This window comes from Asanoa sp. NPDC049475 (genome assembly GCF_040676915.1).
Lineage (GTDB): Bacteria > Actinomycetota > Actinomycetes > Mycobacteriales > Micromonosporaceae > Asanoa.
Genome location: NZ_JBFAPY010000003.1, coordinates 337,740 through 354,063, shown reverse-complemented (window position 1 = coordinate 354,063; position 16,324 = coordinate 337,740). Strand labels below are relative to the sequence as shown.

The following is a 16,324-nucleotide window of genomic DNA, read 5'->3' as shown; positions in this document are numbered from 1 at the left end:
CTGGTATCCCGATTTCCTGGCCTGACAACAGCCGTGTACTCTTACCCCTGCGCGTCAGCGAGCTAGATCGCGCGCCCCCTTAGCTCAGTCGGCAGAGCGTCTCCATGGTAAGGAGAAGGTCTACGGTTCGATTCCGTAAGGGGGCTCTGTTCCACCCGCGGCGGTGTAGCTCAGTTGGCAGAGCAAGCGGCTCATAATCGCTGTGTCGCCGGTTCAAATCCGGCCACCGCTACTGTTGATTCGGGCGCCGCTGGCGCCCGTTTTGCTGGTGACCGCGCCACCAGGTAATCTGGTCGGCCGGTAGGTTCACAACCGTTTCGAGGAAGGCACCCCGCCGTGGCCAAGGCGACCGACGTCCGTCCCAAGATCACTTTGGCGTGCACGGAGTGCAAGGAGCGGAACTACATCACTCGGAAGAACCGGCGTAACGACCCGGACCGCATCGAGCTGAAGAAGTTCTGCCCGCGCGACGGTCGCCACACCGTCCACCGCGAGACGCGCTAACCCGCAGCCAAAGCTTCCACGGCCGGCACCGCCATCGGCGGAGCCGGCCGTTGTCGTGCCAGCACGAGGTGTTGCCAAACTCTTGGCAACACTTAGGCAACGCCCGCCTCCGCCCCACAGGGCACACCTCGCTCTACGCTAGGCACATGCCCCTGGACCCGTCCTACGTCGGCCGCAGCTACCCGCCGACCCCGGCCTACCTGGTCGGCCGCGAGAAGATCCGCGAGTTCGCCAAGGCGATCGGCGCGACCGACGCCGCCTACCACGACCCTGACGCGGCCCGGGCGCTCGGCTACGCCGACGTGATCGCGCCGCCCACCTTCCCGACCGTCGTCTCGTTCGCGTCCAACAACGCGGTCGTCGACGACCCCGACCTGGCGATCGACTACTCCCGCGTCGTCCACGGCGACCAGCGGTTCCAATACACGCGGCCGATCGTCGCGGGTGACGAGCTCGTCGGCCGGCAGACGATCCAAGAGATCATCTCCCGCGGTGGCCACGACTTCATCACCACGCGCACCGACATCACCGACGCGTCCGGCGCATCCGTCGCGATCGCGTGGTCAAAGCTCGTCATCCGCGGGGAGGGCTGACGCATGGACCTACCCACGAAGAAATACCCGGTAACCCGGGCCGACCTGGTCCGCTACGCGGGCGCGTCGGGCGACTTCAACCCGATCCACTGGAACGAGCGGTTCGCCACCAAGGTCGGCCTGCCCGGGGTCATCGCCCACGGCATGCTCACCATGGCCCTGGTCGGCCGTGCGGTCACCGAGTGGGCCGGCGCACCCGACGCCGTTGTCGACTTCTCTGTCCGGTTCAGCCGGCCGGTGCCGGTGCCCGACGACGAGAGCGGCACCGAGATCGAGGTTTCCGCGCAGGTGAAGAGCACCACAGACGAGGGTCACACCGTGCTGGCCATCACGGCCGTCTGCGGGGGCGAGAAGGTGCTCTCCCAGGCGCGGGCGACGGTGCGAACCTCCCGGTTGGGAAAGTAGGGCCCGTACCCGTACACTGGTCCGCCGTGGGGTCCGTGACTCCTGCGACGCTGCTTGCGCTCGTAGGGTTGCACCTCGCAAAGGGGTGTAGCTCAATTGGCAGAGCAGCGGTCTCCAAAACCGCAGGCTGCAGGTTCAAGTCCTGTCACCCCTGCGCCTATGGCCTGACCGGCTTGACGTGGGATTGGCATCGCCGAGCAGGGCCCCTGTCGGCGATCGGCCAGCCCCACAAAGCCGCTAAGGTCGGCGTTACCGAAGCACCACGACCGCGACGGAGGGCGAAGTGGCCGAGAAAAATCGGCGCGACGACGAGTTCGCCGACGACCGCCTTGAGGACGAGGCGTTCGACGACGCTGTCGACGACGACGCCACCGACGAAGACGAACCGGTATCGCGCGGCGGCACCGCAACGCGTTCCCGCGTCGCCAAGGCCGGTGAAAGCACCAGCAAGCGCACCGAAACCGGTCGCGTGGGATTCTTCGGGCGGATCGCCCGGTTCTTCCGCGAGGTCGTCGCAGAGCTGCGTAAGGTCATCTGGCCGACTCGCAAGGAGCTGCTGACGTACACGGCCGTGGTGGTCGTGTTCGTCGCGGTGATGCTGGCGATCGTGGCCGTCCTCGACTTCGGCTTCGCCAAGGGCGTCCTGGCGGTCTTCGGCAACTGATGGCGCGGCGCCGCGGCCCAACACGGCCGGCCGCGCCGGCCAACACACAGACGGAAGTGAATGAGCGTGCCTGAGTACGACGAGACCGGCGAGACCATCGACGAGCAGTCGTCAGTGGCCACGGCGGACACCGACGGTTCGAGCGAGGCCGCGAACAGCGACGCTGACACCAGCGAAGCGGAGGCCAGCGAGACCGCGCTGGTCGAGCCTGACGACGACTTCGACCCGGTTGCCGAGCTTCGGCAGAAGCTGCGCTACGCGCCCGGCGACTGGTACGTCGTGCACTCCTACGCCGGCTACGAGAACAAGGTCAAGACCAACCTCGAGACCCGGATCACCAGCCTCGACATGGAGGAGTTCATCTTCCAGGTCGAGGTGCCGACCCGCGAAGAGGTCGAGGTCAAGAACGGCAAGCGCCTCCAGGTGCAGAACAAGGTCTTCCCGGGCTACATCCTGGTCCGGATGGACCTCAGCCCGGAGTCGTACTCCTGCGTGCGCAACACGCCTGGAGTCACCGGCTTCGTCGGCGCCACCGACCGGGCCGACCGTCCCGCACCGCTGTCGCTCGACGAGGTGCTGAAGTGGCTGGCGCCGGCGGTCGAGACCGAGCAGACCAAGAAGACCAAGGTCGAGGTCAAGGTGCTCGACTTCGAGGTCGGCGACTCGGTCACGGTCACCGACGGCGCGTTCGCGTCGCTGCCCGCGACGATCAGCGAGATCAACGCCGACCAGCAGAAGCTCAAGGTGCTCGTTTCGATCTTCGGTCGCGAGACGCCGGTCGAGCTCAACTTCAACCAGGTCGCGAAGATCTAAAACCGCTGAGTTACGCTTGTACGTCGGCCCGCCGGGGCCGCGCTCAACCGTGCGCTTTGCTCCGCCCGGTTGAGCAGAGCCCGGGCCTCCGGCCAGTGAGTGAGCGGAGCGAACGAACCAGCCGGCTCAGCAGTTCCGCTCAGGACCGGACCTCGCGAAGCGAGGTGCGGACATGAGTCCACCCAAGCCCAGGAAGTGACATGCCTCCGAAGAAGAAGCTCGTCAAGACCTTCACGCTGCAGCTGCCGGCGGGTCAGGCGACCCCCGCGCCGCCGGTTGGCCCCGCGCTCGGCCAGCACGGCGTCAACATCATGGAGTTCTGCAAGCAGTACAACAAGGAGACCGAGGCTCAGCGGGGCGACATCGTCCCGGCCGAGATCAGCGTCTACGAGGACCGGACCTTCACCTTCGTGCTGAAGACCCCGCCGGCCGCGCGTCTCCTGATCAAGGCCGCCGGCGTCCCCAAGGGCTCCGGCACGCCGCACACCGCCAAGGTCGGCTCCGTGAGCCGCGCCCAGGTGCGCGAGATCGCCGAGCGCAAGATGGCCGACCTCAACGCCAACGACGTCGAGCAGGCCGAGAAGATCATCGCCGGCACCGCCCGGTCGATGGGCATCACGGTCCGCGACTAATCAGTTCGTGGGAGGGCCGCCGCTGACGCGGTCCGCCAACTACCACAGGAGATAGAAAAGCAATGACACAGCGCAGCAAGAGTTACCGCAAGGCGGCCGAGCAGATCGACCGGGACAAGCTCTACACCCCGGCCGAGGCCGTCAAGCTCACCAAGGGCGCCACCGTGGTCAAGTTCGACCCCACCGTCGAGGTCGCCATGCGCCTCGGGGTCGACCCGCGTAAGGCTGACCAGATGGTCCGCGGCACCGTCAACCTGCCGCACGGCACCGGCAAGACCGCACGCGTCATCGTGTTCGCAGCCGGCGCCAAGGCCGAGGAAGCCACCGCGGCCGGAGCCGACGCCGTCGGCACCGACGAGCTCGTCGCCCGCATCCAAGAGGGCTGGCTCGAGTTCGACGCGGCGATCGCCACGCCCGACCAGATGGCCAAGATCGGCCGGATCGCGCGGATCCTGGGCCCGCGCGGCCTCATGCCGAACCCGAAGACGGGCACGGTCACCATGGACGTGACCAAGGCAGTCAACGAGATCAAGGGCGGAAAGATCACCTTCCGCGTCGACAAGCACTCGAACCTGCACCTGATCATCGGCAAGGCCTCCTTCACCGAGGAGCAGCTGGTCGACAACTACGCCGCGGTCCTCGACGAGGTCCTGCGCGCGAAGCCGTCGGCCTCGAAGGGCAAGTACCTCCGCAAGGTCGTCTTCACGACCACCATGGGGCCGGGCGTTCCGGTCGACCCGAACGTGGTCAAGAACCTGCGCGACTCGTCTGAGGCCTGAGTTCTGCCTTTAATCGCCCGTCACCCTTCGGGGTGGCGGGCGATTTTTTTGACTCGGGTCCGTCGTGGGCGCGACCGTTGCTCCCGCCAGGGTTCGGCGTTCGTCGTGGGTTTAGTGGCTCTTGGGCGCTGTTCGTTTGGACGGGCTCGTTCTTCGCGTTGGGTTGCGGTCTTGGTCGGGGGAGGATGTTGTGGGTGCCGACAGGCCGCAAAGAGCGCGACCTCTATTGTCGGCACCCACAACATCCTCCCCCGCCCTGACCCAGTCCACCGTTTGGGACTTCGACTGCGGTTACCGGGACACAGTCCCTTTGGTCGCGGTGCGTCTGGGGCCTTCGTCGGTTGGCCGGGGGCGTGGGTAGGTCCGGGTCCATGGTGGACACCGTCAGTGCCGAGGATGGACACCGTCAGTGCCGAGGATGGACATCGTCAGCGTCGAGGGGGACGCCGTCGGAGGCGAGATCGGCGAGCCCGACCATGCTCGTTCAGCACACGCTCATGATCGTGTGCGTCCCATCAGCATCGGAGACGCCCGCGAACGTGATCGTGTGCATCAGGTCGACATGTCTTGCGGCGTGTCGCCCGGACCAGCCTCACATGATCTTGGATGCATCGGGATGTCGTCTCGATGTGGCGCACACGATCACAGCCAGCTGCCAGCAGTCCGCTGCCCGGTCTGCGGTCGACGGGGCGTTGGCTTACTGCTCGCCGTCGGCGAGCGCGGACTTGAACTCAACGGCTCCTGGTATTCGAAGCTTCAGTCGCTGCTGGCGTGCGCCCGGAGTGCCGGGTGTGTGCCGTGCGGTGGTGGCCGGATAACCGGGGCCGCGCGGCGCCGCAGGGGCGTCGTCGGGTGCCGGGGCCTGCGCCGGTCGGGTCGTCGGGCGCGTTCAGGTCGTCAACCGCGCGTCGGTTCCGTGTGCTCGTGATGCGTTGTTGGTGGCTGGAGGTGGCGCACATTCGATTGTGGTCGAGTGTGTCGTTGGTTGAGGTGGCGTTCGCGTCGAAGTCGCCGCCTAGGTTCGGTTCCGTTCGAAGCGAGTTTCATACGTGGCCGCGGCCTGGGGCGGGTCCCGTTGTCGGGCGTAGTTGTGTTGTCAGGATCTTCGGGTGGTGACAAGGTGGAGCGCCCCACCGGACGAACGACCTTGTCACCACCCGAAGATCCTGATGGTCTCGCGGAGTCCGGCAGCGGGACCCGCCCCTTCCCCTGGGTCCCAGCAGCTCGCGGCGGGGTCCGGGGCAAAGCCCCGGAGACGCGACCAGCTGACCGTGGGCAAGCAGGCCCGAGCCGCGCGATGGGTCTGGGCGGTTTCGTTTCTCAGGTGGGCGTGGGAGAGTCGGCGCGTGCGACTCGACGGGGTTTCTTACCGCTATGGGCGGCGTGGGCCGTGGGTTTTGCGGGAGGTGTCCGTTGAGCTGCCGGCGGGCGGCACTGTGGTCGTGCTCGGGCGCAACGGCGCCGGGAAGTCGACCCTCTTGCAGCTCGCCGCGGGTGTGTTGCGGCCCAGCGGTGGCGTAGTTCGCGAGCGGCCCAAGCCTGTCGGCTGGGTGCCTGAGCGGTTTCCCGCTGACCAGCCATTCACCGTCGTCGGTTATCTGACGGCCATGGCGAGATTGCACGGAGCCGTGGACCGGAACGTCGTCGAGGCCTGGGTCGACCGGCTCGGGCTCGCGCCCTACCGCGGCACCCGGTTGGGTGAGCTCTCCAAGGGAACCGCGCAGAAGGTCGGGCTCGCGCAGGCGTTGGTTCCCAATCCGGGCCTGCTCGTCCTCGACGAGCCCTGGGAGGGCCTCGACGCGGCCGCTCGCGAGCTCGTGCCCGAGATCGTCGCCGAGGTCGTCTCCGCGGGTGGGCGCGTGCTGGTCAGTGATCATCGGGGTGAGACCGGGCGGCTGCCCGACGCCGTCACCTGGACCGTTGCCGACGGGACCGTTACTCCCGGGCGGGACCACCACGACGAGACCGCGATCATCGAGATCGCCGTGCCGGCCGCCGACGCCGAGGCGACCGCGGCCGCGTTGCGGGCCGGCGGGCACGACGTGGTCGGCGTCCGGACGAAGGCGCGGGTCAGGGCATGACCGCACTGGTACGGATGCGGCTGACCGCCTTCCTCCGCAGCGGCCGCGCGCTTCCCGGCCTGCTCGGCACCCTGGTCGTCGTCGGCATCATCTACGGCGGTGGGAAATCCGATGCCGCTGAGGCCTATGGGTTCTCCGCCGTCGCGCTCTTCCCCGTGATCGCCTGGCAGGCGAAGCTCGTCCTGGACACCGAGCCCGACGTGCAGCGCCGGCTGGCGGTCAGTGCCGTCGGGCTGCGCCGCGAGATCGTCGCCGGGCTCGCGGCCGCCGGCATCGTCGGCCTCGGGACCGTCGCGTTGGCGATGGTGCTGCCCTGGCTGGTCGGCGGCATCACCGGGCCGGGCGGGATCGCGCCCGGGCTGTGGGCGCACGCCGCCGCCCTGGCCGGCGCGGTCGGCCTCGGCGCCCTGGCCAGCCGGCCGATCACCCGGTCGACCCTCTACGGGGTGGCCGTCCTGGTCACCGGCTCGGTGCTGGCGATCGTCCTCGGTCTCGACAACTCGGTGGCGCCCTGGCTCGCCCCGCCGCTGATGGCCGCCGCCCGCCACCTGGCCGGGCGGCCGGAGAGCGCGAGCATCCTGGCACTAACCGGACAGGCCGCGCTGTGGGCAGCCGTGGTCGGGGTGATCTACGCACGGCTGAGGCGCTCCCGAAGCTGATTTGGCGCTGGCCGGGCGCGTCGCGTACTCTTCGTGACGAAGTTCCACCAGAGACCGCTGGTCATCGCGCCGCAAGGCGCGGTCGAAGGCTCCCGCACGACGGGGCGGCCCGCGCAGGTTGAACGGTTCGAGAGCCCGCGGCCGCAAGCCGCCCTCCCGCCCCGTGCGCCCTGCGCCGGGGCGTTTTTCGTTGCGCGGAGCCGAGCAAGCCAGCTTCGAGCATTTGGAAGGAGGGACATGGCGGACAAGCCGGTTCGGGCCGACAAGGCCACCGCCGTCGCCGAGCTCACCGAGCAGTTCCGTAGCTCGGGCGCCACCGTGCTGACCGAGTACCGGGGCCTGACGGTGTCGCAGCTGACCCAGCTGCGGCGCTCGCTGGGCAAGGAAGTCACCTACTCGGTCGCCAAGAACACGCTGGCCAAGCGGGCAGCCTCTGAGGCGGGCATCGACGGCATCGAGCAGCTGTTCACCGGTCCTACCGCGCTCACCTTCGTCTCCGGCGACGTCGTGGAAGCGGCGAAGAGCCTGCGCGAGTTCGCGAAGGCCAACCCGCTTCTCGTCATCAAGGGCGGCGTTTTCGAGGGCAAGGCCATCACGGCCGCTGAGGTCAACCGCCTCGCCGACCTCGAGTCCCGCGAGGTGCTGCTGGCCAAGCTGGCCGGCGGCATGAAGGCCAACCTGGCCAAGGCCGCGGCCCTGTTCCAGGCGCCGCTGTCGAAGACCGTCCGCACGGTCGCCGCTCTGCAGGACAAGCGCGAGCAGGAAGGCGCACCGGCCGCCGACGCGGCCTGAGCGCATCACCGACCCACGATCTACCAAAAGAGGTAAGGAAACATGGCGAAGCTCAGCACCGACGAGCTGCTCGACGCGTTCAAGGAGATGACGCTGATCGAGCTCTCCGAGTTCGTGAAGCAGTTCGAGGAGACCTTCGACGTCAAGGCCGCCGCCCCCGTCGCGGTCGCGGCTGCCGGCCCGGCCGGTGGCGCCCCCGCCGAAGAGGCTGTGGAGCAGGACGAGTTCGACGTCATCCTCGACGCCGACGGCGGCAAGAAGATCCAGGTCATCAAGGTCGTGCGCGAGCTGACCGGCCTGGGCCTCAAGGAGGCCAAGGACCTGGTCGAGGCCGCGCCGAAGGCCGTCCTCGAGAAGGCCAACAAGGAGACCGCGGAGAAGGCCAAGGCCAAGCTCGAGGCCGAAGGCGCCAAGGTCACCCTCAAGTAAGTACCGAACCAACCGACGGGCGGCGATTCTCACGGGATCGCCGCCCGTCGGCGTACGCTGGATTCGGATCAAGTTCAAAGACCTGGTCCGACCCGCGTCATAACCCTTGACGCGGAGTGTGCTGACAGGCACGCTGGCATCAAGCAAGACCTTCCGCGCTTGCGACAGCCACCGGTTGGGTATGGGACACCAGACCTGATTGAGGTGCAGAAGACGCGTTCTGAGCGGCCAGTGAGGCGCCAATGGGTGCCCCGAGACACGCTCCGCGATCTCCTGCGCTGCGGGCTGGACAGCGGTTAGCCGTTCGGCTACACTGCTAGTTTGCCGTGTCTTCCGTCTTTGACCCTGTCCGTAATGTCCATCTGGGCGTTTGCGGGTAGGGCCCGTCGGACTGCACGAACAACGGCCGTTTAGCAACACCGGTCCTCGGAAGGACGCATCTTGGCAGCTTCCCGCCCTGCGAAGACCAGTCGTACGTCGAGCGCTTTCGCTCCCCGCCGAATCTCTTTCGGCCGGATCACGGAACACCTCGAGGTCCCCAACCTCCTCGCCATCCAGACCGAGTCGTTCGACTGGCTGGTTGGCAACGAGGCGTGGCAGGGCCGGTCGGCTGATGATCCGCACGCTCGCTCGGGTCTCGCAGAGATTCTCGAAGAGATCAGTCCGATTGAAGACTTCTCTGGCACCATGTCCCTTTCCTTCTCCGCGCCCCGCTTCGACGAGGTCAAGGCCTCGATCGAAGAGTGCAAGGAGAAGGACCTGACCTACTGCGCGCCGCTCTTCGTGACCGCGGAGTTCACCAACAACACCACTGGCGAGATCAAGAGCCAGACCGTGTTCATGGGTGACTTCCCGATGATGACGCCCAAGGGCACCTTCATCATCAACGGCACCGAGCGGGTCGTGGTGAGTCAGCTCGTCCGGTCCCCGGGCGTCTACTTCGACAAGCAGCCGGACAAGACTTCCGACCGCGACCTCTCCAGCGTCAAGGTGATCCCGAGCCGGGGCGCCTGGCTGGAGTTCGACATCGACAAGCGCGACACCGTCGGCGTCCGCATCGACCGCAAGCGTCGGCAGGCCGTGACGGTCCTGCTCAAGGCGATCGGTTGGAGCAACGAGCAGATCCGCGAGCGGTTCGGCTGGTCCGAGCTCATGATGACGACGCTCGAGAAGGATCACATCGCCGGTGCCGACGAGGCGCTTCTCGACATCTACCGCAAGCTCCGCCCGGGCGAGCCGCCGACGCGCGAGAACGCCCAGACCTTGCTCGACAACCTCTTCTTCAACCCGAAGCGGTACGACGTAGCCAAGGTCGGTCGATACAAGTTCAACAAGAAGCTCGAGCTCGACGTCCCGATCAACAAGGGCACGCTGACCGAGGACGACATCGTCGCCACCGTGGAATACCTCTGCCGGCTGCACGCCGGTGAGGAGGGCTACGAGGCCGACGACATCGACCACTTCGGCAACCGGCGCCTGCGCACGGTCGGTGAGCTGATCCAGAACCAGGTTCGGGTCGGCCTCTCCCGCATGGAGCGCGTCGTCCGCGAGCGGATGACCACCCAGGACGTCGAGGCGATCACGCCGCAGACTCTGATCAACATCCGCCCCGTGGTGGCTGCGATCAAGGAGTTCTTCGGTACGTCGCAGCTCTCGCAGTTCATGGACCAGACCAACCCGCTGGCGGGTCTCACCCACCGGCGCCGGCTGAGCGCGCTCGGCCCGGGTGGTCTGTCCCGTGAGCGCGCGGGCTTCGAGGTCCGCGACGTGCACCCGTCCCACTACGGCCGGATGTGCCCGATCGAGACGCCGGAAGGCCCGAACATCGGCCTGATCGGTGCGCTCTCGACGTTCGGACGGGTCAACCCGTTCGGCTTCATCGAGACGCCGTACCGCAAGGTCGACAACGGTGTGGTCACCGACCAGATCGACTACCTGACGGCCGACGAAGAGGACCGTTACGTCAAGGCACAGGCCAACGCCGTGCTCAAGGCTGACGGCACCTTCGCCGAGGACCGCGTCCTGGTCCGCCGAAAGGGCGGTGAGGTCGACTTCGTGACCGGCACCGCGGTCGACTACATGGACGTCTCGCCGCGCCAGATGGTGTCGGTCGCGACCGCGATGATCCCGTTCCTCGAGCACGACGACGCGAACCGGGCCCTGATGGGCGCCAACATGCAGCGTCAGGCCGTGCCGCTGGTCAAGGCCGAGTCCCCGTTCGTCGGCACCGGCATGGAATACCGTGCCGCGGTCGACGCCGGCGACGTGGTCGTGGCCGAGGTCGGTGGCGTGGTCGAGGACCTGTGCGCCGACTACGTGACGGTGCACCAGGACGACGGCCACCGCCGGACCTATCTGCTGCACAAGTTCCGTCGGTCGAACTCCGGCTCCTGCGTCAACCAGAAGCCGGTTGTCTTCGAGGGCGACCGCGTCGAGGCCGGTCAGGTCATCGCCGACGGTCCGTGCACCGACGAGGGCGAGATGGCGCTCGGGCGCAACCTGCTCGTGGCGTTCATGCCCTGGGAGGGTCACAACTACGAAGACGCGATCATCCTGTCCCAGAAGCTGGTGCAGCAGGACACCCTCACCTCGATCCACATCGAGGAGCACGAGGTGGACGCCCGCGACACCAAGCTGGGGCCGGAGGAGATCACCCGCGACATCCCGAACGTCAGCGAGGAAATGCTCGCCGACCTCGACGAGCGGGGGATCATCCGGATCGGTGCCGAGGTCGTCACCGGCGACATCCTGGTCGGCAAGGTCACGCCCAAGGGCGAGACCGAGCTGACCCCGGAGGAGCGGCTGCTCCGCGCGATCTTCGGTGAGAAGGCGCGTGAGGTCCGGGACACCTCGCTGAAGGTTCCGCACGGCGAGACCGGCACGGTCATCGGCGTTCGCACCTTCTCGCGCGAGGACGGCGACGAGCTGCCCCCGGGCGTCAACGAGCTGGTCCGCGTCTACGTGGCACAGAAGCGCAAGATCCAGGACGGCGACAAGCTCGCCGGCCGCCACGGCAACAAGGGCGTCATCTCGAAGATCCTGCCCGTCGAGGACATGCCGTTCCTCGAGGACGGGACGCCGGTCGACATCGTGCTCAACCCGCTCGGTGTGCCGAGCCGGATGAACATCGGCCAGGTGCTGGAGACCCACCTCGGTTGGGTCGCCAAGACCGGCTGGAAGATCGACGGCGACGACGCCAAGTGGAAGACCGCGCTGAAGTCCATCGGTGCCGGCGAGTCCGTGCCGGACACCAACGTGGCGACGCCGGTCTTCGACGGTGCCAAGGAAGAAGAGATCACCGGGCTGCTCAGCAGCACCCTGCCCAACCGGGACGGAGTGCAGCTGGTCGGTGGCTCGGGCAAGGCGCAGCTGTTCGACGGCCGGTCCGGCGAGCCGCTGCCCGACCCGATCGCGGTCGGATACATCTACATCCTGAAGCTGAACCACCTGGTCGACGACAAGATCCACGCTCGGTCGACCGGCCCCTACTCGATGATCACGCAGCAGCCGCTGGGTGGTAAGGCGCAGTTCGGTGGCCAGCGGTTCGGCGAGATGGAGTGCTGGGCGATGCAGGCCTACGGCGCGGCGTACGCGTTGCAGGAGCTGCTCACGATCAAGTCCGACGACGTCCTGGGCCGCGTGAAGGTCTACGAGGCGATCGTCAAGGGCGAGAACATCCCAGAGCCGGGCATCCCGGAGTCGTTCAAGGTGCTGCTCAAGGAGCTGCAGTCGCTGTGCCTCAACGTCGAGGTGCTCTCCAGCGACGGCGTGGCCCTCGAGATGCGCGAGACCGACGACGAGGTGTTCCGCGCTGCGGAGGAACTCGGCATCGACCTGTCGCGGCGTGAGCCGAGCAGCGTCGAGGAAGTGTGAGTTGGGGCCGGGAGCCCTCACCGGGGCTCCCGGCTCCCCGCCCGGTAGGTAAGAGCAACGACAGACTCGAGGGACATAAATTGCTCGACGTCAACTTCTTCGACGAGCTGCGCATTGGCCTGGCCACGGCTGACGACATTCGTCAGTGGTCGCACGGCGAGGTCAAGAAGCCCGAGACGATCAACTACCGCACCCTGAAGCCGGAAAAGGACGGGCTCTTCTGCGAGAAGATCTTCGGTCCTCAGCGCGACTGGGAGTGCTACTGCGGTAAGTACAAGCGCGTCCGGTTCAAGGGCATCATCTGTGAGCGCTGCGGCGTCGAGGTGACCCGCTCCAAGGTCCGGCGTGAGCGGATGGGCCACATCGAGCTGGCCGCGTCCGTCACGCACATCTGGTACTTCAAGGGCGTGCCGAGCCGCCTCGGCTACCTGCTCGACCTCGCGCCCAAGGACCTCGAGAAGATCATCTACTTCGCGTCCTACGTTGTCACCAGCGTGGACACCGAGGCCCGCCACCGTGACCTGAGCACCATCGAGAACGAGATCCTCGCCGAGAAGCGGCAGTCCGAGAACAGCCGGGACTCCGCGGTCGAGGGTCGCGCCGCCAAGCTCGAGGCCGACCTGGCCGAGCTGGAGGCCGAGGGTGCCAAGGCCGACGTGCGCCGCAAGGTCAAGGAGGGCGGAGAGCGCGAGATGCGCCAGATCCGCGACCGGGCGCAGCGCGAGATCGACCGCCTCGACGAGGTGCTCGACACCTTCCGCAAGCTCGACTCCAAGCAGCTGGTCACCGACGAGCTGCTCTACCGCGAGCTGCGCGACCGCTTCGGTGAGTACTTCACCGGTGGCATGGGCGCTGAGGCGATCAAGGCCCTGCTGCAGAACATGGACCTCGACGCCGAGGCCGAGCTGCTGCGCGAGATCATCCGCAGCGGCAAGGGCCAGCGGAAGATCCGTGCCCTCAAGCGGCTCAAGGTCGTCGCGGCGTTCCTCAACACCCGCAACTCGCCGCTCGGCATGGTGCTCGACTGCGTTCCGGTGATCCCGCCGGACCTGCGGCCGATGGTCCAGCTCGACGGTGGCCGGTTCGCGACCAGCGACCTGAACGACCTGTACCGCCGGGTGATCAACCGGAACAACCGCCTCAAGCGCCTGATCGACCTGGGTGCTCCCGAGATCATCGTCAACAACGAGAAGCGGATGCTGCAGGAGGCCGTCGACGCGCTGTTCGACAACGGCCGCCGCGGCCGGCCGGTCACCGGCCCGGGCAACCGTCCGCTGAAGTCGCTGTCCGACATGCTCAAGGGCAAGCAGGGCCGGTTCCGGCAGAACCTGCTAGGCAAGCGCGTCGACTACTCCGGCCGTTCGGTCATCGTCGTCGGCCCGCAGCTCAAGCTCCACCAGTGCGGCCTGCCCAAGCAGATGGCGCTCGAGCTGTTCAAGCCGTTCGTGATGAAGCGGCTCGTCGACCTCAACCACGCCCAGAACATCAAGTCCGCCAAGCGCATGGTCGAGCGCCAGCGCCCGGTGGTGTGGGACGTGCTCGAAGAGGTCATCGGCGAGCACCCGGTGCTGCTCAACCGCGCACCGACGCTGCACCGACTCGGCATCCAGGCGTTCGAGCCGCAGCTGGTCGAGGGCAAGGCGATCCAGATCCACCCGCTGGTCTGCACCGCCTTCAACGCCGACTTCGACGGTGACCAGATGGCGGTCCACGTGCCGCTGTCCGCCGAGGCCCAGGCCGAGGCGCGGATCCTGATGCTGTCGTCGAACAACATCCTCAAGCCGGCCGACGGCAAGCCGGTCACCATGCCTACCCAGGACATGGTCATCGGTCTCTACCACCTCACCCACTTCTCTCCGGAGGAGAAGGGCGCGGGCCGGTCGTTCAGCTCGGACGCCGAGGCACGGATGGCGTTCGACAACGGCGAGCTGCACCTGCAGGCACCGATCAAGGTCCGGCTGCAGAACGTCATCGAGGTCGACAACGGCGCGGGCCAGCCCAAGTGGGAGGCTCCGGAGGAGTGGACGGCCGGCGAGCAGCTGACCGTCGACACCACCCTGGGCCGGATCCTGTTCAACGAGACGCTGCCCCCGGGCTACCGCTTCGTGAACTACGAGATCCGGCGGGGCCAGCTCTCGGCGATCGTCAACGACCTCGCCGAGCGGTTCCCGAAGGTGGCGCTGGCCGCGACCCTCGACGGGCTCAAGGAGGCCGGTTTCCACTGGGCCACCTGGTCCGGCGTGACGATCGGCATGGAAGACGTCATCCAGCCCCCGCGCAAGTGGGAGATCCTCGAGCGTTACGAGCGCGAGGCCGAGCAGATCGACAAGCAGTACCAGCGTGGTTTGATGACCGCCGAGGAGCGTCGCGGCGAGCTCATCGAGATCTGGACCAAGGCGACCAACGAGGTCGCCAAGGAGATGGAGACCGCACTGCCGCAGGAAAACCCGTTGTGGAAGATGATCAACTCGGGTGCCCGCGGTAACCTCCTCCAGCTCCGCCAGATCGCCGCGATCCGTGGTCTGGTGGCCAACCCGAAGGGCGAGATCATCCCGCGGCCGATCAAGGCCTCGTACCGGGAGGGTCTGTCCGTGCTGGAGTACTTCATCTCCACGCACGGTGCCCGTAAGGGTCTGGCTGACACCGCTCTGCGTACCGCTGACTCGGGTTACCTGACCCGTCGTCTGGTCGACGTCTCGCAGGACGTGATCATCCGCGAGGAGGACTGCGGCACCGACCGGGCGATCACCATGCAGGTCGGCACCACCACCGCCGACGGCAAGCTGATCGTCCACGAGCACGCCGAGACCGGTGTGCACGCGCGGACGCTGGCCGACGACATCAAGGGTGCCGACGGCTCGCTCGTGGTCGAGCGGGGCGCCGACCTCAACTCGATCATGGTCGACAAGCTCGTGGCCGCCGGTGTCGACACCGTGCGGGTGCGCAGCGTGCTGACCTGTGAGTCGAAGCTGGGCGTCTGCGCGGCCTGCTACGGCCGTTCGCTGCCGACCGGCAAGACCGTGGACGTCGGCGAGGCGGTCGGCATCATCGCCGCCCAGTCGATCGGTGAGCCTGGTACGCAGCTGACGATGCGTACCTTCCACACCGGTGGCGTCGCGGGTGAGGACATCACCCAGGGTCTGCCCCGTGTCCAGGAGATCTTCGAGGCCCGTGTCCCCAAGGGCAAGGCGCCGATCGCGGAGTCTCCGGGTCGCATCCGCATCGAGGACGGCGAGCGCTCGCGGAAGATCATCATCGTGCCGGACGACGGCAGCGACGAGATCGTCCACGACAAGGTGTCCCGCCGCGTCAAGCTCCGCGCCGCCGATGGTGCGCACGTCGAGGTGGGCGAGAAGCTCACCGAGGGCACCATCGACCCGCACGAGCTCCTGCGCATCCTCGGTCCGCGCGCGGTCCAGGTCCACCTGACCAACGAGGTCCAGGAGGTCTACCGCTCGCAGGGCGTGCTCATCCACGACAAGCACATCGAGATCATCATCCGCCAGATGCTCAAGCGGGTGACCGTGATCGACTCCGGCTCGACCGAGTTCCTGCCGGGTGTGCTGGTCGATCGGGCGCTGTTCGAGTCGGAGAACCGCCGGCTCGTGTCCGAGGGTGGCGAGCCGGCCGCGGGTCGTCCGGTGCTGATGGGCATCACCAAGGCCTCGCTGGCCACGGACTCTTGGCTGTCGGCGGCCTCCTTCCAGGAGACCACCCGAGTGCTGACGGACGCGGCGATCCACGCCCGCAGCGACTCGCTGATCGGCCTCAAGGAGAACGTGATCATCGGAAAGCTCATCCCGGCCGGTACGGGCATCAGCAAGTACCGCAACGTTCGGGTGGAGCCGACCGAGGAGGCCAAGGCCAAGGTGTACTCGATGACCGGGTACCCGGAGACGGACTACGGCTTCGGTCCTGCGGCTGGTCAGGCTGTTCCGCTCGACGACTTCGACTTCGGGTCTTACCGCTAAGTCGGGTCCGTGTTCGTCGGAGGCGCCTTCCCCTTCGTGGGGAGGGCGCCTTCGCCGTTGGTGGGCGCGGTCCAGGGCGGGGGAGAATATTGTGAGTGCCGACAGGCCGCATAGAGCGCGACCTCTGAT

The 16,324-nt window shown here is 67.2% G+C and carries 13 protein-coding genes and 3 tRNA genes; all 16 read left to right on the top strand.

Features of this window, described 5'->3' with window-relative positions; translation table 11 throughout:
• The first annotated feature begins 73 nt into the window (after nt 1–73).
• A tRNA-Thr gene (locus AB0J88_RS12830) sits at nt 74–146 on the top strand.
• Nucleotides 147–159: 13 nt separating this feature from the next.
• A tRNA-Met gene (locus tag AB0J88_RS12825) sits at nt 160–232 on the top strand.
• Between the two features lie 104 nt (nt 233–336).
• Complete coding sequence (gene rpmG / locus AB0J88_RS12820; RefSeq protein ID WP_030436491.1) at nt 337–504, top strand: 50S ribosomal protein L33; 168 nt, start codon at nt 337–339, stop codon at nt 502–504.
• Between the two features lie 146 nt (nt 505–650).
• On the top strand, nt 651–1,097 hold the full coding sequence (locus AB0J88_RS12815) for a MaoC family dehydratase N-terminal domain-containing protein (protein WP_364345498.1): 447 nt from the start codon (nt 651–653) through the stop codon (nt 1,095–1,097).
• Nucleotides 1,098–1,100: 3 nt separating this feature from the next.
• Nucleotides 1,101–1,502 carry a MaoC family dehydratase gene (locus AB0J88_RS12810; RefSeq protein ID WP_364345500.1) on the top strand — a complete coding sequence of 134 codons (402 nt, stop codon included), beginning with the start codon at nt 1,101–1,103 and terminating at the stop codon, nt 1,500–1,502.
• Between the two features lie 81 nt (nt 1,503–1,583).
• Nucleotides 1,584–1,656, top strand: a tRNA-Trp gene (locus tag AB0J88_RS12805).
• A gap of 129 nt (nt 1,657–1,785) precedes the next feature.
• Complete coding sequence (secE, locus tag AB0J88_RS12800) at nt 1,786–2,166, top strand: preprotein translocase subunit SecE (RefSeq protein ID WP_089244835.1); 381 nt, start codon at nt 1,786–1,788, stop codon at nt 2,164–2,166.
• A gap of 66 nt (nt 2,167–2,232) precedes the next feature.
• Nucleotides 2,233–2,979, top strand: a complete 747-nt coding sequence (nusG, locus tag AB0J88_RS12795; RefSeq protein ID WP_364345502.1) for a transcription termination/antitermination protein NusG — start codon at nt 2,233–2,235, stop codon at nt 2,977–2,979.
• A gap of 200 nt (nt 2,980–3,179) precedes the next feature.
• Nucleotides 3,180–3,611, top strand: a complete 432-nt coding sequence (gene rplK / locus AB0J88_RS12790) for a 50S ribosomal protein L11 (RefSeq protein WP_364345504.1) — start codon at nt 3,180–3,182, stop codon at nt 3,609–3,611.
• A 62-nt stretch (nt 3,612–3,673) separates the two neighbouring features.
• Nucleotides 3,674–4,390 (top strand): 50S ribosomal protein L1, encoded by a 717-nt coding sequence (gene rplA, locus AB0J88_RS12785; RefSeq protein ID WP_364345506.1) that lies wholly within the window; start codon nt 3,674–3,676, stop codon nt 4,388–4,390.
• Between the two features lie 1,406 nt (nt 4,391–5,796).
• Nucleotides 5,797–6,471 carry an ATP-binding cassette domain-containing protein gene (locus AB0J88_RS12780; RefSeq protein WP_364345507.1) on the top strand — a complete coding sequence of 225 codons (675 nt, stop codon included), beginning with the start codon at nt 5,797–5,799 and terminating at the stop codon, nt 6,469–6,471.
• The gene (locus AB0J88_RS12775) at nt 6,468–7,130 is read left to right on the top strand and encodes a hypothetical protein (protein WP_364345509.1); all 663 of its coding nucleotides are present in this window, start codon (nt 6,468–6,470) and stop codon (nt 7,128–7,130) included. The genes AB0J88_RS12780 and AB0J88_RS12775 overlap by 4 nt, the downstream gene beginning before the upstream one ends.
• A gap of 237 nt (nt 7,131–7,367) precedes the next feature.
• Entirely contained in the window at nt 7,368–7,922 is a 555-nt protein-coding gene (rplJ, locus tag AB0J88_RS12770; RefSeq protein WP_089244843.1) for a 50S ribosomal protein L10, read from the top strand.
• A gap of 42 nt (nt 7,923–7,964) precedes the next feature.
• Nucleotides 7,965–8,351 (top strand): 50S ribosomal protein L7/L12, encoded by a 387-nt coding sequence (rplL, locus tag AB0J88_RS12765; protein WP_364345511.1) that lies wholly within the window; start codon nt 7,965–7,967, stop codon nt 8,349–8,351.
• Between the two features lie 441 nt (nt 8,352–8,792).
• Nucleotides 8,793–12,224 (top strand): DNA-directed RNA polymerase subunit beta, encoded by a 3,432-nt coding sequence (locus AB0J88_RS12760; protein WP_364345513.1) that lies wholly within the window; start codon nt 8,793–8,795, stop codon nt 12,222–12,224.
• Between the two features lie 80 nt (nt 12,225–12,304).
• Entirely contained in the window at nt 12,305–16,195 is a 3,891-nt protein-coding gene (locus AB0J88_RS12755; protein WP_364345515.1) for a DNA-directed RNA polymerase subunit beta', read from the top strand.
• Nucleotides 16,196–16,324 lie beyond the last annotated feature (129 nt).

Coding starts and splice junctions, on each gene's coding strand:
- AB0J88_RS12815 (WP_364345498.1), top strand. CDS start 651: ATGCCCCTGGACCCGTCCTACGTCGGCCGCAGCTACCCGCCGACCCCG.
- AB0J88_RS12810 (WP_364345500.1), top strand. CDS start 1,101: ATGGACCTACCCACGAAGAAATACCCGGTAACCCGGGCCGACCTGGTC.
- rplK (WP_364345504.1), top strand. CDS start 3,180: ATGCCTCCGAAGAAGAAGCTCGTCAAGACCTTCACGCTGCAGCTGCCG.
- rplA (WP_364345506.1), top strand. CDS start 3,674: ATGACACAGCGCAGCAAGAGTTACCGCAAGGCGGCCGAGCAGATCGAC.
- AB0J88_RS12775 (WP_364345509.1), top strand. CDS start 6,468: ATGACCGCACTGGTACGGATGCGGCTGACCGCCTTCCTCCGCAGCGGC.
- rplJ (WP_089244843.1), top strand. CDS start 7,368: ATGGCGGACAAGCCGGTTCGGGCCGACAAGGCCACCGCCGTCGCCGAG.
- rplL (WP_364345511.1), top strand. CDS start 7,965: ATGGCGAAGCTCAGCACCGACGAGCTGCTCGACGCGTTCAAGGAGATG.